26 protein-coding genes and 2 riboswitches are annotated in these 26159 nt (G+C 67.9%); of the genes, 13 read left to right on the top strand and 13 right to left on the bottom strand.

Translation table 11 applies throughout. The features are described from left to right. Positions 1 to 151: 151 nt before the first annotated feature. The gene (locus tag AU185_RS05060) at positions 152 to 1375 is read left to right on the top strand and encodes a D-alanyl-D-alanine carboxypeptidase family protein (protein ID WP_059099425.1); all 1224 of its coding nucleotides are present in this window, start codon (positions 152 to 154) and stop codon (positions 1373 to 1375) included. Here the strand turns inward: AU185_RS05060 and AU185_RS05055 are convergent. Beyond that, a complete protein-coding gene (locus AU185_RS05055) occupies positions 1372 to 2298 on the bottom strand; it encodes an NAD(P)H-dependent flavin oxidoreductase (protein WP_172800373.1) in 927 nt (308 codons plus the stop codon). The genes AU185_RS05060 and AU185_RS05055 overlap by 4 nt on opposite strands. Before the next feature lie 66 nt (positions 2299 to 2364). After that, a riboswitch (guanidine-III (ykkC-III) riboswitch) is annotated at positions 2365 to 2432 on the top strand. 12 nt (positions 2433 to 2444) lie between these two features. Between AU185_RS05055 and AU185_RS05050 the strand changes: the two genes are divergently transcribed. Continuing rightward, entirely contained in the window at positions 2445 to 2759 is a 315-nt protein-coding gene (locus tag AU185_RS05050) for a DMT family transporter (RefSeq protein WP_059099423.1), read from the top strand. Here AU185_RS05050 and yhjD read toward each other — a convergent pair. From yhjD to AU185_RS05030, 4 genes are all read right to left on the bottom strand, one after another. Further along, positions 2756 to 3790 carry an inner membrane protein YhjD gene (yhjD, locus tag AU185_RS05045; RefSeq protein ID WP_059099422.1) on the bottom strand — a complete coding sequence of 345 codons (1035 nt, stop codon included), beginning with the start codon at positions 3788 to 3790 and terminating at the stop codon, positions 2756 to 2758. The two genes, AU185_RS05050 and yhjD, sit on opposite strands and share 4 nt — an antisense overlap. A gap of 18 nt (positions 3791 to 3808) precedes the next feature. Next, positions 3809 to 4825, bottom strand: coding sequence for a tryptophan--tRNA ligase (trpS, locus tag AU185_RS05040; protein ID WP_059099421.1), 1017 nt, complete (start codon positions 4823 to 4825; stop codon positions 3809 to 3811). Positions 4826 to 4895: 70 nt separating this feature from the next. Then, positions 4896 to 6254 (bottom strand): NAD(P)/FAD-dependent oxidoreductase, encoded by a 1359-nt coding sequence (locus AU185_RS05035; RefSeq protein ID WP_059099420.1) that lies wholly within the window; start codon positions 6252 to 6254, stop codon positions 4896 to 4898. Positions 6255 to 6291: 37 nt separating this feature from the next. After that, positions 6292 to 7089: an exodeoxyribonuclease III gene (locus tag AU185_RS05030; RefSeq protein ID WP_059099457.1), complete on the bottom strand. Its 798-nt coding sequence runs from the start codon at positions 7087 to 7089 to the stop codon at positions 6292 to 6294. Positions 7090 to 7157: 68 nt separating this feature from the next. Between AU185_RS05030 and ephH the strand changes: the two genes are divergently transcribed. Continuing rightward, positions 7158 to 7994: an epoxide hydrolase EphH gene (gene ephH, locus AU185_RS05025; RefSeq protein WP_059099419.1), complete on the top strand. Its 837-nt coding sequence runs from the start codon at positions 7158 to 7160 to the stop codon at positions 7992 to 7994. Here the strand turns inward: ephH and AU185_RS05020 are convergent. Next, on the bottom strand, positions 7991 to 10246 hold the full coding sequence (locus AU185_RS05020; RefSeq protein ID WP_059099418.1) for an NADP-dependent isocitrate dehydrogenase: 2256 nt from the start codon (positions 10244 to 10246) through the stop codon (positions 7991 to 7993). The two genes, ephH and AU185_RS05020, sit on opposite strands and share 4 nt — an antisense overlap. A gap of 333 nt (positions 10247 to 10579) precedes the next feature. Further along, positions 10580 to 10702: riboswitch (SAM riboswitch) on the top strand. A gap of 42 nt (positions 10703 to 10744) precedes the next feature. Here AU185_RS05020 and AU185_RS05015 point away from each other — a divergent pair. The 4 genes from AU185_RS05015 to erm all read left to right on the top strand — a co-directional run bounded on the left by AU185_RS05015 (position 10745) and on the right by erm (position 14888). Then, on the top strand, positions 10745 to 12091 hold the full coding sequence (locus tag AU185_RS05015) for a bifunctional o-acetylhomoserine/o-acetylserine sulfhydrylase (RefSeq protein WP_059099417.1): 1347 nt from the start codon (positions 10745 to 10747) through the stop codon (positions 12089 to 12091). Then, positions 12091 to 13233 carry a homoserine O-acetyltransferase MetX gene (gene metX / locus AU185_RS05010; RefSeq protein ID WP_059099416.1) on the top strand — a complete coding sequence of 381 codons (1143 nt, stop codon included), beginning with the start codon at positions 12091 to 12093 and terminating at the stop codon, positions 13231 to 13233. Before AU185_RS05015 ends, metX begins: the two co-directional genes overlap by 1 nt. 7 nt (positions 13234 to 13240) lie before the next feature. After that, positions 13241 to 13972 (top strand): class I SAM-dependent methyltransferase, encoded by a 732-nt coding sequence (locus tag AU185_RS05005; protein ID WP_059099415.1) that lies wholly within the window; start codon positions 13241 to 13243, stop codon positions 13970 to 13972. 157 nt (positions 13973 to 14129) lie between these two features. Continuing rightward, a complete protein-coding gene (gene erm / locus AU185_RS05000) occupies positions 14130 to 14888 on the top strand; it encodes a 23S ribosomal RNA methyltransferase Erm (RefSeq protein ID WP_059099414.1) in 759 nt (252 codons plus the stop codon). Positions 14889 to 15003: 115 nt separating this feature from the next. On the opposite strand, the gene AU185_RS04995 is transcribed toward erm, so the two are convergent. Beyond that, complete coding sequence (locus tag AU185_RS04995; protein ID WP_059099413.1) at positions 15004 to 16527, bottom strand: FAD-dependent monooxygenase; 1524 nt, start codon at positions 16525 to 16527, stop codon at positions 15004 to 15006. Further along, the gene (locus AU185_RS04990; protein WP_059099412.1) at positions 16524 to 17141 is read right to left on the bottom strand and encodes an acyl-CoA-like ligand-binding transcription factor; all 618 of its coding nucleotides are present in this window, start codon (positions 17139 to 17141) and stop codon (positions 16524 to 16526) included. Before AU185_RS04990 ends, AU185_RS04995 begins: the two co-directional genes overlap by 4 nt. A 167-nt stretch (positions 17142 to 17308) precedes the next feature. Between AU185_RS04990 and AU185_RS04985 the strand changes: the two genes are divergently transcribed. The 3 genes from AU185_RS04985 (at position 17309) to AU185_RS04975 (ending at position 19145) form a co-directional block, all read left to right on the top strand. Then, positions 17309 to 17665, top strand: a complete 357-nt coding sequence (locus AU185_RS04985; protein WP_059099411.1) for a type II toxin-antitoxin system prevent-host-death family antitoxin — start codon at positions 17309 to 17311, stop codon at positions 17663 to 17665. Next, the gene (locus AU185_RS04980) at positions 17666 to 18292 is read left to right on the top strand and encodes an ATPase (RefSeq protein ID WP_286142983.1); all 627 of its coding nucleotides are present in this window, start codon (positions 17666 to 17668) and stop codon (positions 18290 to 18292) included. It abuts the gene before it with no gap. 100 nt (positions 18293 to 18392) lie between these two features. Continuing rightward, positions 18393 to 19145 carry a ZIP family metal transporter gene (locus AU185_RS04975; RefSeq protein ID WP_059099456.1) on the top strand — a complete coding sequence of 251 codons (753 nt, stop codon included), beginning with the start codon at positions 18393 to 18395 and terminating at the stop codon, positions 19143 to 19145. A 17-nt stretch (positions 19146 to 19162) separates the two neighbouring features. Here the strand turns inward: AU185_RS04975 and AU185_RS04970 are convergent, their stop codons facing one another. Together AU185_RS04970 and AU185_RS04965 are read right to left on the bottom strand one after the other, a co-directional pair. After that, positions 19163 to 19456 carry a DUF3017 domain-containing protein gene (locus AU185_RS04970; protein WP_059099409.1) on the bottom strand — a complete coding sequence of 98 codons (294 nt, stop codon included), beginning with the start codon at positions 19454 to 19456 and terminating at the stop codon, positions 19163 to 19165. After that, complete coding sequence (locus AU185_RS04965) at positions 19453 to 20310, bottom strand: bifunctional methylenetetrahydrofolate dehydrogenase/methenyltetrahydrofolate cyclohydrolase (protein ID WP_059099408.1); 858 nt, start codon at positions 20308 to 20310, stop codon at positions 19453 to 19455. Before AU185_RS04965 ends, AU185_RS04970 begins: the two co-directional genes overlap by 4 nt. A 58-nt stretch (positions 20311 to 20368) precedes the next feature. Between AU185_RS04965 and AU185_RS04960 the strand changes: the two genes are divergently transcribed. Further along, on the top strand, positions 20369 to 21592 hold the full coding sequence (locus tag AU185_RS04960; protein ID WP_059099407.1) for an NADH:flavin oxidoreductase: 1224 nt from the start codon (positions 20369 to 20371) through the stop codon (positions 21590 to 21592). On the opposite strand, the gene AU185_RS04955 is transcribed toward AU185_RS04960, so the two are convergent. Continuing rightward, positions 21559 to 21975, bottom strand: coding sequence for a hypothetical protein (locus AU185_RS04955; RefSeq protein WP_156425405.1), 417 nt, complete (start codon positions 21973 to 21975; stop codon positions 21559 to 21561). The two genes, AU185_RS04960 and AU185_RS04955, sit on opposite strands and share 34 nt — an antisense overlap. Before the next feature lie 68 nt (positions 21976 to 22043). Next, on the bottom strand, positions 22044 to 22607 hold the full coding sequence (locus AU185_RS04950; RefSeq protein ID WP_059099405.1) for a TetR/AcrR family transcriptional regulator: 564 nt from the start codon (positions 22605 to 22607) through the stop codon (positions 22044 to 22046). Positions 22608 to 22657: 50 nt separating this feature from the next. Between AU185_RS04950 and AU185_RS04945 the strand changes: the two genes are divergently transcribed. Both AU185_RS04945 and AU185_RS04940 read left to right on the top strand, forming a co-directional pair. Then, complete coding sequence (locus AU185_RS04945; protein WP_231740310.1) at positions 22658 to 23095, top strand: nuclear transport factor 2 family protein; 438 nt, start codon at positions 22658 to 22660, stop codon at positions 23093 to 23095. Positions 23096 to 23105: 10 nt separating this feature from the next. Continuing rightward, positions 23106 to 25757: an FHA domain-containing protein gene (locus AU185_RS04940; RefSeq protein ID WP_059156945.1), complete on the top strand. Its 2652-nt coding sequence runs from the start codon at positions 23106 to 23108 to the stop codon at positions 25755 to 25757. A gap of 39 nt (positions 25758 to 25796) precedes the next feature. On the opposite strand, the gene AU185_RS04935 is transcribed toward AU185_RS04940, so the two are convergent. Beyond that, on the bottom strand, positions 25797 to 26159 hold a 363-nt coding region (locus tag AU185_RS04935), incomplete at its 5' end, for a nuclear transport factor 2 family protein (RefSeq protein WP_216636414.1).

The raw sequence follows: 26159 nt of genomic DNA, 5'->3' as shown, positions 1-26159 counted from the left end.
GCCGAGTGCACGCGTGTTGTACACAAATGCCGATTAGGCGTACGTCAAGCGTGCACTCGGCGTGAACCGCCAGTCACAAATGAAACTTGAGTAACAGCAGTCACAGCGCGCCTCCGCGGGATCCTCGCGAATACGCCTTAATCTGCGCTCGATGGCGAAGTTTCGAAATTCGTTGAACCGCGCCGCCGTGCTGGCAGCGGCCTTGTTCGTAGCCGCAGCGCCCGCTGTGGCAAGTGCTCAGCCGCCAGCCGCGCCGGAGGCCAACGCGTGCCCGTACCGCGAGGTGACCCCGCCGGCCGTCGACGCCTCCGAAGTGCCCAAACCCGGTGAGGCGCCGCCCGCTCCGCTGCCGGTGCCCGCCACACCGATGGGCGGCGAGAAGTTGTCCGGCTGCGGCATCATCACCGCGCCGGGGACGCCGCCGCTGCCCAACGACGTCTCCGCCGAGGCGTGGCTGGTCGCCGACCTCGACACCGGCGACGTCATCGCGGCCAAGGACCCGCACGGCAGGCACCGGCCCGCCAGCATCATCAAGGTGCTGACCGCCATGCAGGCGATCAAGGAGTTGCCGATCCACCGCGTCGTGCCGGGCACCGCCGAGGATGCCCGCCAGGAAGGCACCAAGGTCGGAGTCGGCGAAGGGGGCCACTACTCGATCAACGACCTGCTGCACGGGTTGCTGATGTACTCGGGCAACGACGCCGCATACGCGCTGGCGCGCCAACTCGGCGGCTGGGACGCCACGCTGAGGAAACTCAACGACCTGGCCCGCAAGCTCGGCGGCCTCGACACCAGGGTGGCGACGCCGTCCGGCCTCGACGGTCCCGGCATGAGCACATCGGCCTACGACATGGCGCTGTTCTACCGCTACGCCTGGCGCAACCCGATCTTCGCCGACATCGTGTCCACCAAGACGTTCGACTTCCCCGGCCGCGGTGATGCCGGATATCCGATCGAGAACGACAACAAGCTGCTGCTCAACTACCCCGGCGCGATGGGCGGTAAGACCGGTTACACCGACGACGCCGGCCAGACCTTCGTCGGCGCGGCCGACCGCGACGGCCGCCGACTCGTCGCCGTGCTCCTGAAGGGCACCCGCCAGCCGATCGCTCCGTGGGCACAGGCGGCACATCTGCTCGACTACGGCTTCGCGACGCCCCCGGGCACCAGCGTGGGCACCTTGATCGAGCCGGACCCGTCGCTGCTCGACCCCAAGCCGAGCGCCGACGGCGCGAACCCGGCAGTCAACGCCGCGCCGATGCTGTCGGACGTCGACGCGATGCCGGTGCGGGTCGGCGTCGCGGTGGTCGGCAGCGTGATCGTGTTCGGGTTGATCATGGGCGCCCGGTCACTGAACCGGCGACCACAGCACTAAACCTCGCCCCACGGCCGCAGCAGTCGCTCGGCCTCGGCGCACAGCGATTCGATGACCTCGGCGGCCGACCGCGGTTCGCGCACCATGCCCACGCCCTGTCCGGCGTTGACGGGCGCCACTCGATAGTCCTCGGTGGCGACCGCCGACGCGAGAGCCTCGCGGGCGTCGGCGTCGAGGAGGTCCTCGCGACCATCGAAGCGGTCCACGAAATCGTTGCGCAGAACCCGCTCGGGAAGCGTTGCAGGCCAAGGGTATTCCTGCGCCACGTCGAAAACCCGCGTGGTCGCCGTGTCGACACCGCGCGCCGCAAGAAGCCGTACCCGGGCGGCGGGCGACGTCAAAGCCTCGGTGCAGGTGGTGAACACGGTGCCGAGCCACGCGCCGGCGGCTCCCGCGGCCAGAACCGCGGCCACGCCTCGACCGGAGGCGATGCCGCCCGCGGCAAGCACAGGCACGGGCATCTCGTCGAGCACCTCCGCGAGCAACGGCAGGGTGCCGACGCGCGGCTCGCCGTGTCCTCCCCCTTCGGCTCCGCGCGCCACCACCACGTCGACACCGGCGTCCACCGCGCGCCGCGCGGCGGTCACGTCGGCCACTTGCACAGCCACCGGCACACCCGCGTCGTGGGCTCTGCGCACCCACGACCAGTCGTCGCCGAAACTCACGGACAACAGCGCGGGCTTCGCCGACAGCGCGACCTCCAGCAGGTCGGGCTCGGCCTCCATCACCCAGTGCACGAGCCCGATGCCGAACGGATGCGAAAGTCCGGACAAGTGCGGCAGTTCAGCCGCCAGCCCCGCGGCTGTCGCCGAACTGCCCATCCCGATCATGCCGAGCCCACCCGCCCGAGACACCGCCGCGGCCAGGGCGCCGCCCGCCGCTCCGCCTATCGGGGCGTTGACGATCGGCGCCTCCAGCCCCATCCGACGGGACCACGGTGTCGACAACGCCACGCAGCGGGACCCTACTCCTTTGCTACCGTGGACAGCGATTGGCATGTGAACCATGCGATCCGGACGAGGGGCACCGTACCCGGCCAGCGACAAGACGGCGCCGACGGAGTTGTGTGATGGCTTGGTTGATTCTGGCCGTGTCGGGAGTTCTGGAAGCGGTGTGGGCGTCCGCGCTCAGCAAGACGGAGGGCTTCACCCGCGTGGGCCCGTCGACGGTGTTCCTGGTGGCACTGGTGCTGTCGATGGTCGGCCTGGGCTTCGCGATGCGCAGCTTGCCCCCCGGCACCAGCTATGCGGTCTGGGTCGGGATCGGCGCGGCGCTGACCGTCGCCTACGCGATGATCACCGGAGCCGAAAGCGCGTCGGCGATCAAGGTGCTGTTGATCGTCGGCATCATCGGCTGTGTGGTCGGGCTCAAAGCGGTCAGCTAACGATCGCGGGTCCATCGCGAAATCCCCAGCGCGCCAAGCGCTCCCACCGCGGCTGCGGTCAGCACACCGCCCGCGCCGACGCCCTCATGCACCTGCACCCGCGGTGCGATTCGGGCGAGGCCCGGCGGTTCGACGGGCGCGGCCTCGAGGTTTTCGGTCGACGTGGCGGCCCACGCCGTGGCGAACAGGATGAGGCGCGACGTGATGTAGGCGAACACCATCAGGCCCAGCACCGGGCCGAAGGTCGCCCCCGCCGGGCCGGTCACGACCGACTGCAGGTAGATTGACGCCACCTGCTTGAAGATCTCGAACGCCACCGCCGCCAACAGCCCGGCTCGTAGCGCGGAGCGGAAGCTGACGGATTCGCGGGGCAGCCGCGAGATGATCCAGGTGAACAGCAGCCAGCTGATCAACACCGAAACCAACAGTGAAACCACCCGCAACAGCACGCTCATGCCCGGGACATCCTGCAGCCCAACCCATTCCACCGCTTTGCGCGCCAAACCGGAACTGCTGACCACGGTCAGCGCGACAGTGAGTGCGATCGCGAGGAACAGGCCGGCGATCGCCGTCAGGTCCGACAGCTTGGTGCGCAGGAAGCCTTTGGGCTCCCCGCGCGTCAGACCCCACATCTGGCTCAGCGCCTCACGCAGATTCGCCATCCAGCCCAGCCCCGCCCACACCGCGGCGAGCAAGCCGATGACTCCGACCGAGGTGCGGGACTCGATCGCCGAGTCCATCAGCTCCACCAGTTGGGTGCCGGAGTCACCGGACACCGACGCCCTGATCCGGTCTTGGATCTCGGCGAGCAGCTCCGGCTGGCTGGCCAGGATGAAACCGGCGATGGCGAAGCCGACCATCAGCAAGGGGAACAGCGCGAAGATCGTGAAGTAGGTGATGCCGGCCGCGTAGAAGTCGCCCTTACTGTCCTTGTAGCGCTCCTGCGCTCGCATGGCGTGGTCGAACCAGCGATACCGCGCCCGGAACCGATCGACGAACCCCGGCTTGTCATCCGGCTCGGCATGGGTCATGCCAGCCTCCCCAACACTTCAGCAGCGTCGCCGCAAAAACCCTAACCGGTCGTATACCCGTTCGAGCGTTTTCGCAGACACCTCGCGGGCGCGCTCGGCCCCCGCCGCCAACACCGATTCCAGTTCGGCGGGATCGCCCAGCAGTTCGTCGACCCTGGCCTTGATCGGGCTGACGAACTGGACCACGGCTTCCGCGGTGTCGGACTTCAGATCGCCGTATCCGCGTCCCGCGTAACCCTCGACGAGCTTGTCGACGTCGGCGCCGGTGACCGCCGACTGGATGGTCAGCAGGTTCGAGACGCCGGGTTTGGCGTCGGGGTCGTAGCGCACCTCGCGCTCGCTGTCGGTGACCGCCGAGCGGATCTTCTTGGCCGACGCTTTCGGATCGTCGAGCAGGCCGATCAACCCGGCCTCGGTGCCCGCCGATTTGCTCATCTTCGACGTCGGATCCTGCAGATCGAAGATCTTGGCGGTCGCCTTCGGGATCAGCGGTTCGGGGATGACGAACGTCTCCGGGAAGCGGGAGTTGAACCGTTGCGCCACATCGCGCGCCAACTCCAGGTGCTGACGCTGATCCTCCCCGACCGGAACCAGGTCGGTGTCGTAGAGCAGCACATCGGCGGCCATCAGCACCGGATAGGTGAACAGCCCGACAGTGGTGGCCTCGCTGCCTTCCTTCTGCGATTTGTCCTTGAACTGCGTCATCCGCGACGCCTGCCCGAAACCCGTGAAACAGCCCAGTACCCATGACAATTCGCTGTGCGCCGATACATGGCTCTGCACGAAGATCGTGCTGCGCGCGGGGTCGATACCCAGCGCCAGGTACTGCGCGGCGGTGACGAGGGTGCGCCGCCGCAACTGTTCGGGGTCCTGCGGAATCGTGATCGCGTGCAGGTCCACCACGCAGAAGAACGCGTCGTAGTCGTCCTGCAGGCCGACCCACTGCGTGATGGCCCCCAGCGCGTTGCCCAGGTGAAGGGAATCTGAGGTGGGCTGCACGCCCGAGAAGACGATTTGCTGCGCGGAACTGCTCATGATGGGCCCATCTTTTCACAAGCGATTTGTGCACCGTTTGGAGCGGTGAACCCTCCAAAACGTGCCCAAGTCACCCGATGGCGCGCGGAGTCTCCTGGTCCCGCACCTGTTCGAGCGCCCGCCGCGCGAACACCCACCGCTCGGTGATCGTCATCTGCCCGCGGCCCCTGCCCAGGAAGGTGACGAACCAGGAAAACACGGCGGCGACACGGTTGCGGCTGCCGACCAGGTAGTACAGATGCAGGCCGAGCCAGGCCAGCCAGGCGATGAACCCGCCGAACTCGAGCTTGCCGACCTTGCAGACCGCCGAGAACCGCGACACCGTCGCCATGCTGCCTTTGTCGAGGTACTTGAACGGTTTTCGGGTCGTCGGGTCGGCACCCTTGAGTTCACTCTTGATCAGCTTGGTGGCGTACTTGGCGCCCTGAATGGCGCCCGGCGCCTGCCCCGGCACGCCGGGCACGCTCATCAGGTCGCCGATCACGAAGACGTTCGGGTGGCCCTTGACGGTGAGATCGGGTTCGACGACCACCCGGCCCGCCCGATCGACTTCAGTGCCGTCGGACTGCTCGGCGACGAGCTTGCCGAGCGGGCTGGCCTGCACGCCGGCCGACCAGACCTTGACGGCGCACTCGATCCGGTACTCGGATCCGTCCTTCTCCTTGACGGTCAGACCCTTGTAGTCCACGTCGGTCACCATGGTGTTCAGCTTGACCTCGACACCGAGCTTCTCCAGCCGACGCTGCGCCTTGAGCCCGAGCTTGGGGCCCATCGGCGGCATCACCGCCCCGGCCGCCTCGATCAGGATCACCCGCGCCTCGGTCGGGTCGATCGTGCGGAACGCCCCCGTCAGGGTCCGATCTGCGAGCTCGGCGATCTGCCCGACCACCTCGACACCGGTCGGTCCGCCACCGACGACGACAAAGGTCAGCCGGCGTTGCCGTTCGTCGGCCGACGTCGTCACCTCGGCCGCTTCGAACGCGCCGAGGATGCGGCCGCGTAGTTCGAGGGCGTCGTCGATGGTCTTCATGCCGGGCGCGAAAGCCTCGAAATGGTCATTGCCGAAATACGACTGCTGCGCGCCCGCGGCCACGATCAGGCTGTCGAAGGGAACCACCCGCTCCCAGTCGAGCAGCTTGGAGGTGACGGTCTTGTTCTCGAGGTCGACGCCGACGACCTCACCGAGCAGCACCTCGGCATTCTTCTGCTTGCGCAAGATGATTCGCGTCGCCGGCGCGATCTCGCCGACGGACAGGATGCCCGTCGCCACCTGGTACAGCAGCGGCTGGAACAGATGGTGCGTCGTCTTGGCGATCAGCGTGACGTCGACGTCGGCTCGTTTGAGGTGTTTGGCGGCGAACAGGCCACCGAAGCCCGACCCGATGATGACCACGCGATGGCGGCGGGGCACTTCGTTGTCTACGGTCATGGCCTGCGCTCCTCCCGACGCACCGGATTGATCGACCCTATCGGTATTCGACCGTCACCGGCGCATGGTCGGACCAGCGCAGCGCGTATGCCGCCGCACGCTCGACCCGTGCCGCCACCGCGCGCCCCGCCAGATCCGGCGTCGCCAACTGGTAGTCGATGCGCCAACCCGCGTCGTTGTCGAACGCGCGGCCCCGCCACGACCACCACGCGTACGGGCCCGGCTGATCGGGATGCAACTCGCGGACCACGTCCACCCAGCCCGTCCCGAGAAGCTCGCTGAGCCACTGCCGTTCGGCCGGCAGGAAGCCCGACTTCTTGACGTTGCCCTTCCAGTTCTTGATGTCGTTCTCGGTGTGGGCGATGTTCCAGTCGCCGCAGACGACGGCTTCGCGGCCCGCGCACTGCAGCTTCGCCATCCGCGCGGCGAGCACCGCCATGAACCGCTCCTTCTCCAACTGTCGCGGCGTGTCCGCCTCGCCGGTCTGGATGTACACGCTGGCGACCGTCAGCCCGGCGGTGTCGGCCTCCAGGTACCGCCCGTGCGACCCGAATTCTTCGGACTCGATGAGCCGCGCGGCCTCGATCGGGTGCCGGGATAGAACGGCAACGCCGCTGCGGCCCTTGACATGCGGTTCGGCGGACGCCAAATGCCAACCGTCGGACAGCGCCGGGGCCAACGCCGAAGCCAACTGCGCGTCGTCGGCCCTGGTCTCCTGTAGGCACACCACATCGGCGGTGGTCTCGGCCAGCCAGGGCAACAGCCCGAGGTTCTGCGCAGACCGCTGCTTGACGGCGGCCCGGATGCCGTTGACGTTGACGGTGCTCACGATCAGCGAACTCACAGCGGGCGACCCTACCGACGCACTTGCGGTACCGCCGGTATCACCTTAATGTCGGGCTGATGAGCGAGCGCGCACCGATCCACCTCGGCTCCGGGGAGCCAATGCTGTTGCTACACCCGTTCATGATGTCGCAGAACGTGTGGAAGAAAGTCGCCCCGCTGATCGCCGACACCGGCCGGTACGAGGTCCTCGCCCCCACCATGCCCGGACACAACGGCGGCGTGAAGGGCCACTACTTCCTCGACACGGCCGAACTGGCCGACGACGTCGAACGCCGGCTCGATGCACTCGGCTGGGACACCGCGCACATCGTCGGTAATTCGCTCGGCGGCTGGGTGGCCTTCGAGTTGGAACGCCGCGGCCGGGCCCGCACGCTGACCGGTATCGCACCGGCCGGTGGCTGGAGTCGCTACACGCCCGCCAAGTTCGAGATCGTCGGCAAATTCCTGGCCGGCATGCCCGTCTGGCTGTTCACGCTCGCGTTCCGCCAGCGCGTCCTGAAGTTGCCGTTCACCCGCTACCTGGCGCACTTCCCGATCAGCGCCACCCCGGACCGGCTGTCCGACGAAGACCTCGTCGACATCATCGACGACGTCACCCATTGCCCGGCCTACTACCAGTTGTTGGTGAAGGCGCTGTTGATGCCGGGTCTTCTCGAACTCGCCGAAGGCAAAGCGCCGACACACCTGGTGATCTGCGAGAAGGACCGGGTGCTGCCGCATCCGCGGTTCACCCGCCATTTCAGCACGCATCTACCGTCGAGCACCGAGGTCACCCACCTCGACGATGTCGGGCACATCCCGATGTTCGAAGCGCCGCAACGGGTCGCCGACGTGATCCTCGGGTTCGTCGACCGGTACACGACACCGCAACCGAGGGAAGCGCTCGGCGGCTAACCCTCCGTCACCGGCTGTTCCGTCGCGCCTTCCAGCACCGAGTTCAGCGTCTTGCTCGGCCGCATCACTGCCGTGGTCTTCTCGCGGTCCGGGTAGTAGTAACCGCCGATGTCAACCGAGTCACCTTGCACCTCAGCGAGTTCGGTGACGATGGCGTCCTCGTTCTCGCCCAGCGTCTTGGCCAGCCCGGCGAAGTGGTCGGCCAGTTCCTTGTCGTCGGTCTGCTCGGCGAGCTCCTGCGCCCAGTACATGGCGAGATAGAACTGGCTGCCCCGGTTGTCCAGCTCGCCGGTCTTGCGCGACGGGCTCTTGTTGTTGTCCAACAGCTTTCCGATCGCCGAGTCGAGCGTCTTGCCCAGCAACACGGCGCGCTTGTTGTCGGTCTTACGGCCGATGTCCTCGAAACACGCGCCGAGGGCGAGGAATTCGCCAAGCGAGTCCCAGCGCAGGTGGTTCTCCTCGACCAGCTGGTGGACGTGCTTGGGGGCCGAACCGCCCGCGCCCGTCTCGTACATGCCGCCACCGGCCATCAGCGGCACGATCGAGAGCATCTTGGCGCTGGTGCCCAACTCGAGGATCGGGAACAGGTCGGTCAGGTAGTCGCGCAGGATGTTGCCGGTGACGGCGATGGTGTCCTGGCCGCGGATCAACCGCTCCAGCGTGTACCGCATCGCCCACACCTGCGGCATGATCTGGATTTTCAGGCCCTCGGTGTCGTGCTCGTTCAGGTACTCCTTGACCTTCTTGCGCAGCTCGACCTCGTGTGGACGCTCGGTGTCGAGCCAGAACAGCGCCGTCATGTCCGAGGCGCGGGCCCGCGTGACGGCCAGCTTGACCCAGTCCCGGATCGCGGCGTCCTTGACCACCGGCATCCGCCAGATGTCGCCGGTCTCGACGTTCTGCGTCAACAGCACCTCGCCGGTGTCGATGTCGACGATGTTGGCGACGCCGTCCTCGGGAATCTCGAAGGTCTTGTCGTGGCTGCCGTACTCCTCGGCCTTCTGCGCCATCAACCCGACGTTCGGAACCGTGCCCATGGTGGTGGGATCGAACTGCCCGTGGGTCTTACAGAAGTTGACCATCTCCTGATAGATGCGGCTGAACGTGGATTCCGGGTTCACCGCCTTGGTGTCCTTGGTCCGGCCATCGGCGCCGTACATCTTGCCGCCGAGCCGGATCATGGCCGGCATCGACGCGTCGACGATCACGTCGGACGGTGAGTGGAAGTTGGTGATGCCTCGGGCGGAGTCGACCATGGCCAGTTCCGGCCGGTGCTCATGCACGGCGTGGATGTCCTGGACGATCTCTTCGCGCTGCGACGCCGGCAGCGACTGGATCTTGTCGTACAGATCCGACATTCCGTTGTTGACGTTGACCCCGAGTTCGTCGAGTACCTTCTGGTGCTTGGCGAACGCCTCCTTGTAGAAGACCTTCACCGCGTGTCCGAACACGATCGGGTGCGACACCTTCATCATGGTGGCCTTGACGTGCAGCGAGAACATCACGCCGGTCTTGTAGGCGTCCTCGATCTGCTCTTCGAAGAATTCGCACAGCGCCTGTTTGCTCATGAACATGCTGTCGATGATGTCGCCGTCGTCGAGCGCCACTTCCGGCTTGAGGACGAGAGTCTCGCCGCTTTTCGTCTCGAGCACCATCTTGACCTTGCGATCCTTGTCGAGCGTCATCGACTTCTCGCCGTGGTAGAAGTCGCCGCGCTTCATGGTCGCCACGTGAGTGCGCGACGCCTGCGACCACTCCCCCATGCTGTGCGGGTGCTTGCGCGCGTACTCCTTGACGGCCTTCGGCGCGCGACGGTCCGAATTACCTTGCCGCAGAACCGGATTCACTGCGCTGCCGAGAACCTTGGCGTAGCGTTCCTTGACCTGCTTCTCCTCGTCGGTCTTCGGCTCACCGGGATAGTCCGGCAGGTCGTAGCCCTTGCCCTTCAACTCCTTGATCGCGGCCAGCAGCTGAGGCACCGAGGCGCTGATGTTCGGCAGCTTGATGATGTTGGTGTCCGGCTGCTGGGTCAGCTCGCCGAGCCGGGCCAGGTTGTCGGGCACCCGCTGCTCTTCGGTCAGCCGGTCGGAGAACTCGGCGAGGATGCGCGCCGCCACCGAGATGTCGCTGGTTTCGACGTTGATGCCGGCCGGTTCGGTGAACGTGCGAATGATCGGCAGGAACGCATAGGTCGCCAGCAGCGGCGCCTCGTCGGTCAGCGTGTAGATGATGGTCGGCTGCTCGGCAGTCATTCGGTGTTCTCCCGGCGTCGGTAGCGGTCGGTTCGAGGATGTTCGGTGTCGCGTCGACTACCAGTATTGCCTCGGACACGACGCTACGTGTGAGCCAGGGGGTCCGGCCCCATCGGCAAAGAACTAGCTACTGACCAGTAGCTTTGTCGCCCGCCCTGCACAGCGGGTCTTTGCCGCACGTCGGCTCGATTGGCGAGAGTTACACCAGGGTTGTGGGTCGACCCCGGATTTTGACCCTGGCGTACGTCTCCCGAGAGGGACTAGAGGTGGCGGCGCCGCCGTCGCACTGCCCTCGCTGGCCTCACGTCGGTGACGTGCGATACGCTTCTGCTCGGTCATGAGTGCCAGCGACAAGCCCCGGCTTGCTGGTCGGCAACCCTCCAACCGCGGTGGGGTGCCCCGGGTGATGACCAGGTTGAGTAACCGCTAACGAGCGGCTGCCGGCAAGCGCGGGTCCGTTATGACGGGCCCCCAGACACAGATGGAGGTCCGTTCCGCATGAGCGCGCCAGAAGACCCGACCGCAAAGTGGGCGTTCGAGACCAAACAGGTCCATGCCGGCCAAGTCCCCGACGCGGCCACCAACGCGCGGGCGCTGCCGATCTACCAAACCACCTCGTACACGTTCAACAGCACCGACCACGCCGCCGCGCTGTTCGGGCTCGCCGAGCCCGGCAACATCTACACCCGGATCATGAACCCGACGACCGACGTCGTCGAGCAGCGCATCGCCGCGCTCGAAGGCGGCGTCGCGGCGCTGTTCCTGTCGTCCGGCCAGGCCGCGTCGACGTTCGCGATCCTCAACCTCGCCGACAGCGGCGACCACATCGTGTCCAGCCCCCGCCTCTACGGCGGCACCTACAACCTGTTCCACTACACGCTGCCCAAGATCGGCATCGAGGTCAGCTTCGTGGAGGACGCCGACGACCTCGATTCCTGGCGCGCCGCGGTACGGCCGAACACCAAGGCGTTCTTCGCCGAGACCATCTCCAACCCGCAGATCGACGTGCTCGACATCCCGAACGTCGCCGCGGTCGCCCACGACGCCGGCGTGCCGTTGATCGTCGACAACACCATCGCCACGCCGTACCTGATCCAACCCCTGAGCCATGGCGCCGACATCGTCGTGCACTCCGCCACCAAGTACCTCGGCGGGCACGGCGCGGCGATCGCCGGGGTCGTCGTCGACGGCGGCACCTTCGATTGGACCAACGGCAAGTTCCCCGGCTTCACCGAACCGGACCCCAGCTACCACGGCGTGGTGTTCGCCGAACTGGGTGCGCCCGCCTACGCGCTCAAGGCGCGCGTACAGCTGCTGCGCGACATGGGTTCGGCGGCGTCGCCGTTCAACGCGTTCCTGATCGCGCAGGGGCTGGAAACGTTGAGCCTGCGTGTCGAACGGCACGTGGCCAACGCGCAGAAGGTGGCCGAGTATCTGCAGGCGCACCCGGATGTCATCTCGGTCAACTACGCCGGGCTGCCCTCCTCCCCCTGGTACGACCTCGGAAAGAAGCTGGCGCCCAAGGGCACCGGTGCGGTGCTGGCATTCGAGCTGGCCGGCGGCGTCGACGCCGGCAAGGCCTTCGTCAACGCGCTGACGTTGCACAGCCACGTCGCCAACATCGGCGATGTGCGGTCGCTGGTGATCCATCCGGCGTCGACCACGCACGCGCAGCTCTCACCGGAGGAGCAGTTGGCCACCGGGGTGACACCGGGGCTGGTGCGACTGGCGGTCGGCATCGAGGGAATCGACGACATCCTCGCCGACCTGGAGCAGGGCTTCGCCGCCGCCAAGCCGTTGCGCGCCGCCGGATCGACCGATCCCAACACCGCGGCGGCGTTCTGATGTCCATCTCTGAATTGGAAGCCGACGTGCCAGTTTTGAGTCTGCCCGCCGAGGGCGAGGTCGGCGTCGTCGACATCGGCCCGCTGACGCTGGAGAACGGTGCGGTCATCGACGACGTGTCGATCGCCGTCCAGCGCTGGGGGGAGCTGTCGCCGCAGCGCGACAACGTGGTCGTCGTGCTGCACGCGCTGACCGGCGACTCACACATCACCGGCCCCGCAGGCCCGGACCATCCGACCGCGGGCTGGTGGGACGGCGTGGCGGGCCCGGGCGGGCCGATCGACACCGACCGCTGGTGCGCGGTGGCCACCAACGTACTCGGCGGCTGCCGCGGCTCGACCGGCCCGAGCTCACCGCACCCCGACGGCAAGGCGTGGGGCTCGCGCTTCCCGCTCGTGTCCATCCGGGACCAGGTGGAGGCCGACATTGCCGCGCTCGACGCGCTCGGCATCACCGAGGTCGCCGCGGTCGTCGGCGGCTCGATGGGCGGCGCGAGGGCGTTGGAGTGGATGGTCGGCCACCCGGACAAGGTCCGCTCGGGGCTGGTGCTCGCCGTCGGGGCGCGCGCCACCGCGGATCAGATCGGCACCCAGAGCTCGCAGATCGCGGCGATCAAGGCCGACCCGAACTGGCAGAACGGGGACTATTACGGCACCGGGCGCTCGCCCGATCTCGGCATGGAGATCGCCCGCCGGTTCGCCCACCTGACCTATCGCGGCGAGGTCGAGCTCGACACCCGCTTCGCCAACGATGCGCAGGACGGCGAAAACCCAGCGGACCCCGCTTCCGGCGGCCGCTACGCGGTGCAGAGCTATCTGGAACACCAGGGCCGCAAACTGGTGTCCCGGTTCGACGCGGGCACCTACGTCACCCTCACCGAGTCGCTGTCGAGCCACGACGTGGGCCGCGGCCGCGGCAGTATCGAGGCCGCATTGCGGGGCTGCCCGGTGCCCGCAGTGGTCGGTGGCATCACCTCCGACCGGCTCTACCCGCTGCGGCTGCAGCAGGAGCTGGCCGAGTTGCTGCCGGGCTGCGCCGAGCTCGACATCGTGGAGTCGATCTACGGACACGACGGCTTCCTGGTGGAGACCGACGCGGTGTACAAGCTGATCCGCAAGACGCTGGAGCTGGCAGCGAGATGACGGCGCGGTGACCCGCTCGGAGCAGGATCGGTCGCTGTCGTTCGGCGCGGAAGCCGCCGCCTACGAGCGGGGCCGGCCGTCGTATCCGCCCGACGCGATCGACTGGCTGCTGCCGGACGGCGCCACTACAGTGCTCGACCTCGGGGCGGGAACGGGCAAGCTGACGACCCGGCTCGTCGAGCGCGGCCTCGACGTGGTCGCAGTCGACCCGATCCCGGAAATGCTTGAGCTGCTGAGCAATTCGCTACCCGACACGCCCGCGCTGCTCGGCAGCGCGGAGGAGATCCCGCTGCCCGACGACAGCGTCGACGCGGTGTTGGTGGCCCAGGCCTGGCACTGGTTCGATCTCGACCGCGCGGTCAAGGAAGTCGCCCGGGTGCTGCGGCCCGGCGGCCGCCTCGGCCTGGTGTGGAACACCCGCGACGAGCGGCTGGGCTGGGTGAAGGAGCTCGGCCGCATCATCGGCCACGAGGACGATCCGTTCAACGCCACCGTGACGCTGCCCGAGCCGTTCACCGGCGTCGAGCGTCACCAGGTCGAGTGGACCAATTACCTGACCCCGCAGGCGCTCATCGACCTGGTGGCCTCCCGCAGCTACTGCATCACCTCACCGGAGAAGGTCCGCACCCGCACGCTGGATCGCGTGCGCGAACTGCTGAGCACCCACCCGGCGCTGGCCAACTCGACCGGGCTGGCGCTGCCGTACGTCACGGTGTGCATCCGCGCTGCGCTGGCCTGACGACGGCGGCGAAATTCAGTTGAGACGCCCGCCGGTGTCCCCTAGCCTCGAGCCCATGACAGCTTCGATGAGGTTGCGCACCGCCTAGCGGCGGATCTGCCTCTCACGCATCACATCCGCCGCCGCAGCGACATGTCCCGGCGACCGCGGAGGCACTGTGTCTTCCCCTCATCGTGGCCAACACGAGTTCGGCCAGAATTTCCTGCACGACCGTCGCGTCATCGGCGCGATCGTCGATCTCGTCGCGCGCACCGACGGACCCATCGTCGAAGTCGGTGCGGGCGACGGCGCACTCACGGTGCCGCTGCAGCGGCTCCGGCGACCGCTGACCGCGCTCGAGGTCGACGGGCGCCGCGCTGCACGACTCGCCGCGCGGACCGCCGCCTCGACCAACGTGGTGCCGACCGACTTCCTGCGCTACCGGCTGCCGCGCTCACCGCACGTGATCGTGGGCAATCTGCCGTTCCATCTGACGACGAGCATGCTGCGCCGGATCCTGCGCGGCCCCGGCTGGACCGACGCCGTGCTGTTGGTGCAGTGGGAGGTGGCCCGGCGGCGGGCAGGCGTCGGCGGCGCCACCATGATGACGGCGCAATGGTGGCCGTGGTACGAGTTCGCGCTGTCGCAACGTGTTTCGGCGAACGCGTTCCGACCGCGGCCCAGCGTCGACGGCGGGTTGATGACGATCCGCCGGCGGGACGCTCCGCTGGTCGCCGACGATGACCGCCACAGCTACCAGGCGATGGTGCATCAGGTGTTCACCGGCCGAGGGCGCGGTATCGCGCAGATCGTCGGCGCCCGGTTGCCGAAGGACACCACCCGCCGATGGCTGCACAACAACCGCCTCAGCGTCCACGCGCTGCCGCGAGACCTGACCGCGGCGCAATGGGCGTCGCTGTTCGCGATGTCACGCTAGCGGTCGCCGAGCGGACGGTTGATGAGTACAACCCGAGAAGGACCGCGAACAATGGCGCACTCGACGGTCCGGTGACGCTCGGCGAGCTCGCGAAACAGCCCACCTCGCCCGAGAACTAGCAGCCGCCGAACCACCGGACGAGCACTACGCGCAGCCGATCCTCGTCGTCGGCGTCGAATGTGTCTGCAGCCCAAGCCACGTAGCCGTCGGGCCGCAGCAGCAGCGCGGCCGCCGGACAATCGGTCATTGCCACGGTCACGGCGTCCACCCGATCTGCCCATGGTGCCGCGACCGCCGCCGCCGCGCCGCCCGACAGGTCCAGCAGCACCGGTCGGGCTTCGTGCAGCAGGCCGGCAACGCGACGGCCGTCGTCGAACACGAGGTCCGACACCATCAGACCCGACAGGGGATGATCGTCGCCGACGTCGTAGCGCAGATCGGAGCCGGCGAGCAACCCGGCGAGATGGCCGGCCACCTCCGGTTTGGCCGCCAGTTCGCTGAAAAGCTCACGCAGCGCGGACACTTCGGGCCCCGGCGCAGCCAGCGCGATCTGCGCCAGCGAGTGCATCATCACCCGCTTGCCCACCGGATAGCGCTCGGACTCGTAGCTGTCGAGCAGGCCTGCGGGCGCCCAACCGTTCACCACGCCGGCCAGCTTCCAGCCGAGATTGACCGCATCCTGCATGCCTAGGTTCAGCCCGGGCCCGCCCATCGGCGAGTGCACATGCGCGGCGTCACCCAACAGCAGCACCCTCCCCACGCGATACCGGTCAGCCTGGCGGGTGTTCTGCCCATCGAGGCGGCGCAACGCGTGCGTGCCGGACGTCGTCGGCTCCTGCAGGGGTACGTCGACGCCGATCAGCCGGCGGACGCTGGCGCGCAGTTCGTCCAGCGTCATCGGACCGTCGGCGCTACCGGGCGTCCAGCCGTACTCGATCGTGCCCAGCAGCGGCCGCTCCGGCTCCAGCGGGAAGATGACCAGCGTGCCATTGTCGAACCTGTTCGGCCCGAACGGGATCAGGCCGAAGCCGGGGATGTCGTAGCCGCGGCCGGGAACCAGCAACTCGTCCGGCAGCCGAACGTGGGCAAGCCTGCTCACCGTCGGCGACGTGCTGCCGGGAAAGTCGATGCCGGCGCCCTTACGGACGGTGCTGCGCCCGCCGTCGGAGCCGACGAGATATTCGGCGTCCAGCCGGTACGTTCGCGCGCCGGCCGCGACGGTCCCCGACACCGCGTCGGCCGCCGCGCTCAGCCCTGTCAGCTCGTGGCCCCAGCGGATGTCGACGCCGAGGTCGCGGGCCCGCTTCTCCAACAGGCGGACCAGCCGTGGCTGCGGCAGCAGCAGCGCGTACATCGGGTTGTCTACGACGCCGAGCAAGCTCAGCGGCATCCCGGCGAACATCCAGCCGTGAACCGGCCGCGGAGGGCCGTCCTCACCGCCGAAGGCGTGGTAGAGCCCGCGCATGTCGAGCTGTCGAATGACCTGCCCGACAAGGCCGTTGGCCTTCGGCTCGTCGCTCGGTCCCGGCAGTCGATCGAGCACCACGGGGCGCACCCCCGCCAGCGCGAGTTCGCAGGCCAGCATCAGCCCGTTGGGCCCGGCGCCGCAGATGACGACGGACGCGTGCTCGCCGGTCATGAGACGCTCGGATCGGGCAGACCGGCGGCGACCTCGGCGAAGCCGGCGCGGATCAGCGTCGTGATCGGCACCGGCGGGTCGGCGCGCACGTAGACCTCGGTCGCGGCGTCACCGACCGCGCGCACCACCGCGGCCACCAGCCGCGGGTACAGGTCGGCGTCCGGGTCGGTGCCGGTGCGCTCGGCGATGGCGACCGTCCATTCGTCGAACAGCCCCTTCGACACGGCATCGCGGATCTCCGGTCGCATCAACAGCTTTCGGATCTCGGCAAGCTCCTCGCGGCTGGGAATCCGGTTTTCGGCGCCGTTCGCCTCGCGGAAGTCCTCCTCGAGCGGCGCCAGCACCGACTCGGTGATCGATGTCCACAGCGGCTCGGCGGCCGGACGGGCACGCAACTCCGCGATGCTGCGGCGCAGCCGTTCAGTCTGGCGGTAGGCCAGCGCCTGGTACTTCCCGGTGAAGTAGTTGTTGAACGTGCGCAGCGAAACGCCCGCCAGTTCGGCGATCGCCTCACGCGTCACCGCGTCGAAGCCGCCCTCCAGGGCGAGCTTCAGCGCGGCATCGCTCAGCGCACGTTTAGTGTCGAGCTTCTTGCGCTCCCTCAGGCCGGACATGGACACCACGTTATCCAAAAAGTTGCACATCGGGCAAAATTGCCTAGCGGGCAACTACGCTAGACGGGTGCCGAAACTGAGCTTGTGCTCGAAAAACCGCCGCGCGCAAAACTCGCGCACATCTTCAGTTTCGGCGGGCGTGCGAAAAAATGGCTAGAATAGCCAATATGTCCACATTGACGTTCCGTAACCGCGACGGCGAACTGGTCGACGTGCCAACCGTGGCCGCCACCCGGTTCAAGAACGAGTTCGGGGCGGTCTTCGAGCAGGCCACCACCGCAGGCGCGGTGGCGATCACCAAACACAACACGCCGCGGGCGGTGCTGTTGTCGTACGCCGAGTTCGAGGCGCTGACGAAGGCGAGCACACCCGCGCTCGACGAGCTGACCGAGCAGTTCGATGATCTTCTCGAACGGATGCAGAGCCCGAAGTCGAAGGCGGGTATGGCATCCGCCTTTGACGCCGGCCCGGATCAACTGGGCCGCGCCGCGGTGAAGGCGGCCCGCCCGAAACGGCGGCGCTGACTGTCCCGGCTCTATATCCTCGCCGGCGTCAACGGCGCCGGTAAGAGCAGCATCGGCGGCGCGATGATCCGCGCGGCGGGCAGTGATTACTACAACCCCGACGAGGCCGCGCGCGAACTGATGGCGGCCAACCCTGGGCTCGACCAGACCAACGCGAACGCCGTGGCATGGCGTCAGGGCACGCGCCTGCTCCAACGGGCGATCCACGAACGGCTTGACCTTGCGTTGGAGACCACGCTCGGTGGCAGCACCATCACCCGGCTGCTGTCCGAAGCGGCGTCACAAGGCATCGAAGTACGCGTCTGGTACGTCGGGTTGTCCGGCGCCGACGCACATATCGAGCGGGTTCGGCAGCGCGTACGCTCCGGCGGCCACGACATCCCCGAAGCCGTCATCCGGCGCCGTTGGCGACACAGCAGGCAGAACCTGGTGCAGCTGCTGCCCGTGCTCGCCGAATTGCGGGTGTACGACAACTCCGCACACGCCGATCCTGTCGAAGGGAAGGCGCCGCGGCCGATACTTGTGCTGCATGTGGACCACGGCGAGGTCGTCGGCCCCGAAGACCTCTCGGCCACACCGGGATGGGGGAAACCGATCGTCGCGGCCGCGCTGCAGCTGAGCGCTTAACCGAACGAGCGCCGGGGAACACCGACCGCGATGAAGACTCAACGACGGCCCCCTCCGGTAAGCCGCATCGGATCGTTCAGCCACAAACGTCGGAATGGTCATGCCGGGGTGGCTTGAAGCCGGCGGGTGGGGGTTGGTGGCCGGCGCCGCCCTGGTCCTCGGTGCGCTGATCGGCTGGGCCGTGCGGGTTCCAGTGCGAGTGGTCGCCGGTGTCATGGCGTTCGGCGCCGGTGTGCTGATTTCTGCGCTGGCGTTCGACCTCATGGACGAAGCGGAGCGCACCGGCGGGCTGCTGGCCACCGCGCTCGGTTTCCTCGGCGGGGCCGTTGCGTACGTCGCCGCCAACGCGGCGCTGGCCCGGCGCGGCGCGCGTCATCGTAAGCGCTCACGCGACCGGCAACCGACGGAGGAGCAAGCGAGTGGAAGTGGTGCCGCGATCGCGATCGGTGCGCTGCTCGACGGCGTGCCCGAGTCGGCGGTGCTGGGCATCTCCGTGCTCGGCGGACAGGGTGTGGGGCTGACCGTGCTGGCTGCAGTGTTCATCTCGAACCTCCCCGAAGGGCTTTCCAGCGCCGCCGGAATGAAGCAGGCCGATCGCTCTGCGCGTTACGTCTTCGGAGTGTGGGGCGCAATCGCGGTGATCAGCGGCATCTCCGCGATGTTGGGATATGTGCTGCTGGCCAACGCCTCGCCGGCTCTCGTCGCGGTGATCACCGCCGTCGCCGCCGGAGCGATCCTGGCGATGATCGCCGACACGATGGTTCCCGAAGCCTTCGAGGAAGCACACATTCTGACCGGAGTGATCACCGCAGTCGGCTTCCTGACCGCCTTCGCGATCGAACGGGTGGCCTAGATGTACACCTAGGTCTGCTAACTCGTTCCCAACGGATCGATGGTCCAGGCGATGTAGAGCATCGTTGCGCTGACGGTCGCGGTGGTGACGAAGTCGACGCCCCGGCTGCGCACCGCGAGCAGGCCGGCGCGGTCGTCGCTCAGCACCAGCCGCAGCCCCGCCGCGATACCGACCCCGATCGCCATCACCAGCGCGCCACGCCGCCAGTAGCCGCCGACCACGAGGACAAACGCGACGACGAAGGTCAGGCCCACCGACCAGAACGGCCACTGGCCCGTGAAAACCTTGCGCGCGAACTCCTTTGGCGTCACGTCGCGGTCAGTGCCTCCGCGCGCTCGACGACGTTGGTCAGTAGGAATGCCCGGGTCAACGGGCCGACGCCGCCGGGGTTCGGCGACACGTGGCCGGCGACGTCCCATACGCCGGGATGCACGTCGCCGACGAGCTTGCCGTTCTCGTCGCGGCTGACCCCGACGTCGATGACGGCCGCGCCCGGCCGCACCATCTCGGCGGTCACCATGTGCGGCATGCCGGCCGCGGCGACGATGATGTCGGCCTCGCGCGCAAGCTCGGGCAGGTGACGAGTCGCGGTGTGGCACAACGTGACTGTGGCGTTTTCCGATCGTCGCGTCAGCAGCAGCCCCAGGGGGCGGCCGACGGTAACCCCGCGCCCGATCACGACGACATGCGCACCGGCGATCTCGACCTCGTAGCGGCGCAACAGGTGCACGATGCCACGCGGGGTGCACGGCAGCGGCGCGGGCTCGTTGAGCACCAGCCGGCCGAGGTTGGTCGGATGCAGACCGTCGGCGTCTTTACCCGGATCCACTCGCTCCAGGGCGGCGTTCTCGTTGAGGTGCTTGGGCAGCGGCAACTGCACGATGTAGCCGGTGCACTCGGGGTTGGCGTTGAGTTCGTCGATGGTCTCGTCGAGCTTGGCCTGGCTGATGTCGGCGGGCAGATCGCGCCGGATCGAGTTGATGCCGACCTTCGCGCAGTCGGCATGCTTGCCGCGCACATAGGCGTGCGAGCCGGGGTCGTCGCCCACCAGCACCGTGCCGAGTCCGGGCGTGAGGCCGGCGGCGGTCAGCGCCGCGACCCGTTTGGAGAGGTCGACGAAGATCTCGTCGCGCGTGGCCTTGCCGTCCAAAGTGATCGCACCCACGCAGAATCCTCCCGTCGCATCGCTCGCCTGTGAAGCCAGTCTGGCATGCTCCTCCTATATGAACACTCAGCCCAATGTGTTCACCCCGGCCAAGCTCGGCCCGGTGACGCTGCGCAACCGGATCATCAAGGCGGCGACCTTCGAGGCGTCGAGCCCGAACGCGCTCGTCACCGACGATTTGATCAACTACCACCGGCTGCCCGCCGCCGGCGGGGTGGGCATGACGACGGTGGCGTACTGCGCGGTCGCCCCCGGTGGGCGCACCGACGGCTGGCAGATCTGGATGCGTCCGGAGGCCGTGCCGGGGCTCAAGAAGTTGACCGAAGCGATCCACGCCGAGGGCGCGGCGATCAGCGCGCAGATCGGCCACGCCGGGCCGGTCGCGAACGCGCGGACGAACAAGGCCAAAGCGCTGGCACCCATGCGCTTTTTCAACCCGCTGTCGATGCGGTTCGCCAAGAAGGCCACCCGTGACGACATCCGCGACGTCACCGAGGCCCACGCCAACGCCGCCCGCCTGGCGATCGAGGCCGGGTTCGACGCGGTCGAGATCCACCTCGGACACAACTACCTCGCCAGCTCTTTTCTGAGCCCGCTGCTCAACCGCCGCACCGACGAATTCGGCGGCTCGTTGGAGAACCGTGCAAAGGTGGCCCGGGGCGTTGTCACCGCCGTGCGCCGCGCCGTCGAGAAGGAGGGCAACCCGATCGCGGTGACGGCCAAGCTCACCATGACCGACGGCGTACGCGGCGGCATCAGCCTCGAGGAGTCACTGCAGACCGCGAAATGGCTCGAGGAGGACGGCGGGCTGGACGCCATCGAGCTCACCGCGGGCAGCTCCCTGGTCAACCCCATGTACCTGTTCCGCGGCGACGCCCCGGTCAAGGAGTTCGCCGGCGCGTTCAAACCACCGCTGCGGTGGGGCATTCGGATGACCGGCAAGAAGTTCCTGCGCGAGTATCCCTACCGCGAGGCGTTTCTGCTGCGCGACGCCAAGCAGTTCCGCGCCGAGCTGAAGCTTCCGCTGATCCTGCTGGGCGGCATCACCAACCGCGACACGATGGACCTGGCGATGGCCGAGGGTTTCGAGTTCGTCGCGATGGGCCGCGCGCTGCTGGCCGAACCCGATCTGATCAACCGCATCCAGGCGGACCGATCGGTGCGGTCGATCTGCGATCACAACAACAAGTGCATGACGACGATCTACAGCCACACCCACTGTGTGCTGACCGGGGCGCCGGACAACTATCAGCCGTCCGCGGCGACCCGCGGCTCGACGTAGGCCACCATCGGTTCGGTGATGAGCACCCGGTCTCCCGAGGCCACGACGAGTTCCTTCGCGGAGAACGTGTACGTGGCGCCGTCGTGCTCGACGGTGAACACGCCGTCATCCTTCTCGACGGCCGCGGCGGTCAGCGTCAGTCCGTCGCTCATCCGCACACCGCGGTACTGATGGCTCCCGTCGCGCGTGCAGATCGCGACGAGCGCGAACTGTGTGCGGCCGAATGCCACTGGCTGCCATGGCGCCTCGCAGCGGGCCTCGGAATCGACGAACCCATGCTCGTCGATGGCGATGGCGCTCTGCGCATCGACCGTCGGCGCCAGGAACGCAGCCGCGATGCAGAGCCCGGCGATGCCGACGAACACGAAAGGCGCCCGAGACACCATGACCAATGGTGACCACGATTCGACGCCGTTGGCGCGCGACTCGCCGGACGACCGGCAAACTTTCGTCAGTCGGCTGGAATGAGCGCTGTCGCGCAGTCGGCGACGATCGCGTCCGCGCCGGCCGGAATCGCGGTCCCGGCCAACAGATGGCGGCGCACCACGGCGTACGGGATATCGATGACGGCGGCGTTCACCCGATCGGCGTCGCCGGGCACGCCCTCCAACGAGCGTCGCAGCTGACGCTGCACGCGGCGCCTGCGCGCAACCAACTGTGCCGGCCAGTCAGCGACGCAAAGCGCATCCGCACCCGCAAGCAGCACCCGCGCCTCGGCCGGATGGTCGCGGCACCACTGCACGGTGTAGCGAGCGCCTGCGACACATTTGGACCGCCGGCCGCGCGGCCCGGACAACGCCGCAGTGAACCCCGCGACGAAGCGCTCCTCGGTGCGCATCCACAGTTCCCCGCACAGCGCCGCCCGGCCGGGAAACCGGTGATACATCGAACCACTCGGCGCGCCTGCCGCGCGGGCCACCGCAGACATCGTCACCGCGGCGGGTCCCTCGTCGGCGAGCAGTGCAGCGGCGGCATCGAGAAGTTCGTCGACCGTGAATCGCGCGGGCCGCGGCATCGCCCTACCCTATAATAGAGGCTTCTCTCTAATAGCCTGAGGAGGCGAACATGTCCACTCCCATCGATGTCGCACAGCGGTTCTACGACGCCCTCGCCGGGGCAGACGGCCGAGCGCTTTTCGAGTTGCTGACCGAGGACTTCGTCGGCACGGTCAGCCCGGGTATGCCGCACGGTGTCGGCGGACAGCACCACGGCCCGGCGGACATGATCGCCGGTGTCTGGGGAGCCATCGGCACGCTGTACGACATGCACGTCGATCCGGCCGAATACCTGGTGACCGATGACGGTCGGGTGGTTGTCATCGGCCGCTACTGGGCCCGGCCCGCGACGGCGAAACGACGGTCGATGCGGCGTTCGCACACGTCATCACGACGCGGGACGACCGCATCGCGGCTTTGCAGCAGATCACCGACACGGCGCGCTGGAGCATCCCGCGACACTGACCCGTGGTCGGACCACCTCCCCGCACGGCGCCCTTACCGTTAGAGTTGCCTCGATGAGCCGACCCGCCCCACCCGCGCTGACCGTTCGGTACGACGGATCGACCCGGACCTTCGCGGCGGGAAACGATGTCGTCATCGGCCGTGACCTCCGCGCCGACGTTCGCATCGCCCATCCGCTGATCTCCCGCGCCCACCTCGTGTTGCGGTTCGACCAGGGCCGCTGGGTGGCGATCGACAACGGCAGCCTCAACGGGATGTTCGTCAACAACCGGCGAGTGCCCACCGTCGACATCCAGGACGGCCAGACCGTCAACATCGGCAACCCCGACGGCCCACGGCTGACGTTCGAGGTCGGCCGTCATCAGGGCGCGGCGGGCCGAACGCCGACCATGGCGGTACCGATCACCGGCCAGCGGCCGGCGGGTGGTCCCCCGACCCCTCCGCCGACATCGGGGCCGCAGGCCGCGGCGCGCCCGTATGGACCGCCGCCCGGTGGACCGCGGTCTGCGCCGGCATATCCGACCGCCCCTGCACCGCCTCGCTATCCCAGCGCACCACAACCCGCCGCGCACAGCAGCGGGCCCGCGGCCGCTCCGCCGAGCACCCCCCAGCCGGTGCGCCCGCCGCAGCCGTCGCAGCCGATGTCGGCGCCGGGAATCGAGTCGGTGACCATGATGGGCCCGACCGCGGCACCCCGCTCGAGCGACGGCAACATCGCCACGAGCATGCTCAAGATCCTGCGGCCGAGCAGGCCCGCGGACAACATCCCCGGCGCGGTCAAGATCGGCCGCGCAACCGACAACGACATCGTCGTGCCCGACGTGCTGGCGTCGCGCCATCACGCGAGCCTGGTGCCCACCCCTGCCGGCACCCAGATCCAGGACAACCGGAGCATCAACGGCACGTTCGTCAACGGCGCGCGGGTGGAGTCCGCGGTACTGCACGACGGCGACACGGTCACGATCGGCAACATCGACCTCGTCTTCTCCGGTGGCACGCTGGTTCGCCGAACCGAGACCGAGGCCGCAACCCGCACCGGCGGGCTGGAAGTGCACGGCGTCACGTGGACCATCGAGAACAACAAGACGCTGCTGCACAACATCTCGATCGCCGCGCGGCCCGGCACGCTGACGGCCGTCATCGGGCCCTCGGGCGCCGGCAAGTCGACGTTCGCGCGCCTCGTCGCCGGTTACACCCATCCGACGACGGGCACGGTGACCTTCGAGGGCCACAACGTGCACGCCGAGTATGCGTCGCTGCGGTCCCGGATCGGGATGGTGCCGCAGGACGATGTCGTCCACGGCCAGTTGACCGTTCGTCAGGCGCTGATGTACGCCGCGGAACTACGGCTACCGCCGGACACCACGAAGGCCGACCGGGAACAGGTCGTCATGCAGGTGCTCGAGGAACTCGAGATGACCAAGCATCTGGAGACCCGCGTCGACAAACTCTCCGGCGGTCAGCGCAAGCGCGCCTCGGTGGCGCTCGAGCTGTTGACCGGCCCGTCGCTGCTGATCCTCGACGAGCCGACCTCGGGTCTGGATCCCGCACTGGATCGCCAGGTCATGACGATGCTGCGGCAACTGGCCGATGCCGGCCGCGTCGTGCTGGTCGTCACGCATTCGCTGACCTATCTCGACGTCTGCGACCAGGTGCTCCTGCTGGCGCCCGGCGGCAAGACCGCGTTCTACGGTCCGCCCAGCCAGATCGGCACGTCGATGGGCACGACCAACTGGGCCGACATCTTCAGCACTGTGGCCAGTGATCCCGACGCGGCCAACCAGCGTTTCCTCTCGCGGCACGGGCCACCGCCGCCACCGCCACCGACCGAACGGCCGTCCGAACTCGGCAGCCCGACCAGTACCAGTGTGCGGCGCCAGTTCTCGACGATCGCGCGGCGCCAAGTGCGCTTGGTGGTGTCCGACCGCGGCTACTTCGCGTTCTTGATGCTGCTGCCGTTCATCATGGGCGTGCTGTCGCTTTCGGTGCCCGGTGACGTCGGGTTCGGCGTGCCGGTGCCCGCGATGCAGGGCGGACCGGCACCCAACGAGCCGGGACAGATCCTGGTCATGCTCAACGTGGGCGCGATCTTCATGGGCACCGCGCTGACGATCCGCGCGCTGATCGGCGAGCGGGCGATCTTCCGTCGCGAGCAGGCCGTCGGATTGTCAACGACGGCATACCTTTTGGCGAAGATTTTCGTGTTCACGCTGTTCGCGATCGTCCAGTCGGCGATTGTCACGGCGATCGCGATCATCGGCAAGGGGTGGGGACCCGGCGCCGTGGACAGCGGTTCCCTTCTGGGCAACCGCAGCATCGAGTTGTTCGTCGACATCGCGGTGACGACGGTGGCCGCGGCGATGGTCGGGTTGGCGCTCTCGGCGCTGGCGAGGTCGAACGAACAGATCATGCCGCTGCTCGTGGTCGCGATCATGTCGCAGCTGGTGTTCTCGGGCGGCATGATCCCGGTGACGGACCGGATCGTGCTGGATCAGATGTCGTGGTTCACCCCGGCGCGTTGGGGTTTCGCCGCTTCGGCCTCGACGATCGATCTGATCCGGTTGGTTCCGGGACCGTTGACGCCAGCCGACCGACACTGGGAGCACAGTGCGGGAACCTGGTTGTTCGACATGGCGATGCTCGGGTTGATCTGCATCGGCTACACGGCTTTCGTGCGCTGGCGGATCCGGCTGGCCAGCGGCTGAGCCCTGCGCCGCAGCATTTTTGCGGACGTCCGAGCCGCATCAATGGACGTCGGGGTGGACCGCGTTGAGTTGCGCGCTGTCCCAATAGCCACGCTGGTGCGCGATCTTCCCGTCGCGCACCAGGAAGAATCCGCAGCCGCGGAAATCCTCGGGATCGATCCATTCGAGCGCACCCCATTCGCCATCGACGACGAGATTGACGGGAATGCAGATGAGCGGTCCTGCGGCAAAGACATCGCGATGAAACTGCTCGATCGCGTCCCGGCCGACAACGGGCTGCAGCGCGACTTGATGGTTGATCGCATCGTCGGCGTACAACTCCGAGATGCCGCGGGCATCACCGGCATTGAACAACTCGACCCATCGTTCGATGGTGCGGCGTGTGCTCACCGCGCCGGGGCC

Origin of the sequence: Mycobacterium sp. GA-0227b (genome assembly GCF_001499855.1) — a bacterium.
Taxonomy (GTDB): Bacteria; Actinomycetota; Actinomycetes; order Mycobacteriales; family Mycobacteriaceae; genus Mycobacterium.
Note: the sequence above shows the minus strand (reverse complement) of the source record. Positions and strands in the feature narration are given on the sequence as shown.

What these genes read in the sequence shown, in the direction of transcription:
- AU185_RS05060 (WP_059099425.1), top strand. Translation starts at nt 152, where the DNA reads ATGGCGAAGTTTCGAAATTCGTTGAACCGCGCCGCCGTGCTGGCAGCG.
- AU185_RS04990 (WP_059099412.1), bottom strand. Translation starts at nt 17,141, where the DNA reads ATGTCCGGCCTGAGGGAGCGCAAGAAGCTCGACACTAAACGTGCGCTG.
- AU185_RS05055 (WP_172800373.1), bottom strand. Translation starts at nt 2,298, where the DNA reads ATGGGGCTGGAGGCGCCGATCGTCAACGCCCCGATAGGCGGAGCGGCG.
- AU185_RS05015 (WP_059099417.1), top strand. Translation starts at nt 10,745, where the DNA reads ATGAGCGCGCCAGAAGACCCGACCGCAAAGTGGGCGTTCGAGACCAAA.
- AU185_RS05035 (WP_059099420.1), bottom strand. Translation starts at nt 6,254, where the DNA reads ATGACCGTAGACAACGAAGTGCCCCGCCGCCATCGCGTGGTCATCATC.
- yhjD (WP_059099422.1), bottom strand. Translation starts at nt 3,790, where the DNA reads ATGACCCATGCCGAGCCGGATGACAAGCCGGGGTTCGTCGATCGGTTC.
- AU185_RS04960 (WP_059099407.1), top strand. Translation starts at nt 20,369, where the DNA reads ATGAACACTCAGCCCAATGTGTTCACCCCGGCCAAGCTCGGCCCGGTG.
- trpS (WP_059099421.1), bottom strand. Translation starts at nt 4,825, where the DNA reads ATGAGCAGTTCCGCGCAGCAAATCGTCTTCTCGGGCGTGCAGCCCACC.
- metX (WP_059099416.1), top strand. Translation starts at nt 12,091, where the DNA reads ATGTCCATCTCTGAATTGGAAGCCGACGTGCCAGTTTTGAGTCTGCCC.
- AU185_RS05020 (WP_059099418.1), bottom strand. Translation starts at nt 10,246, where the DNA reads ATGACTGCCGAGCAGCCGACCATCATCTACACGCTGACCGACGAGGCG.
- AU185_RS04945 (WP_231740310.1), top strand. Translation starts at nt 22,658, where the DNA reads ATGTCCACTCCCATCGATGTCGCACAGCGGTTCTACGACGCCCTCGCC.
- AU185_RS04975 (WP_059099456.1), top strand. Translation starts at nt 18,393, where the DNA reads ATGCCGGGGTGGCTTGAAGCCGGCGGGTGGGGGTTGGTGGCCGGCGCC.
- AU185_RS05050 (WP_059099423.1), top strand. Translation starts at nt 2,445, where the DNA reads ATGGCTTGGTTGATTCTGGCCGTGTCGGGAGTTCTGGAAGCGGTGTGG.
- AU185_RS04995 (WP_059099413.1), bottom strand. Translation starts at nt 16,527, where the DNA reads ATGACCGGCGAGCACGCGTCCGTCGTCATCTGCGGCGCCGGGCCCAAC.
- AU185_RS04950 (WP_059099405.1), bottom strand. Translation starts at nt 22,607, where the DNA reads ATGCCGCGGCCCGCGCGATTCACGGTCGACGAACTTCTCGATGCCGCC.
- AU185_RS04940 (WP_059156945.1), top strand. Translation starts at nt 23,106, where the DNA reads ATGAGCCGACCCGCCCCACCCGCGCTGACCGTTCGGTACGACGGATCG.
- AU185_RS04985 (WP_059099411.1), top strand. Translation starts at nt 17,309, where the DNA reads ATGTCCACATTGACGTTCCGTAACCGCGACGGCGAACTGGTCGACGTG.
- ephH (WP_059099419.1), top strand. Translation starts at nt 7,158, where the DNA reads ATGAGCGAGCGCGCACCGATCCACCTCGGCTCCGGGGAGCCAATGCTG.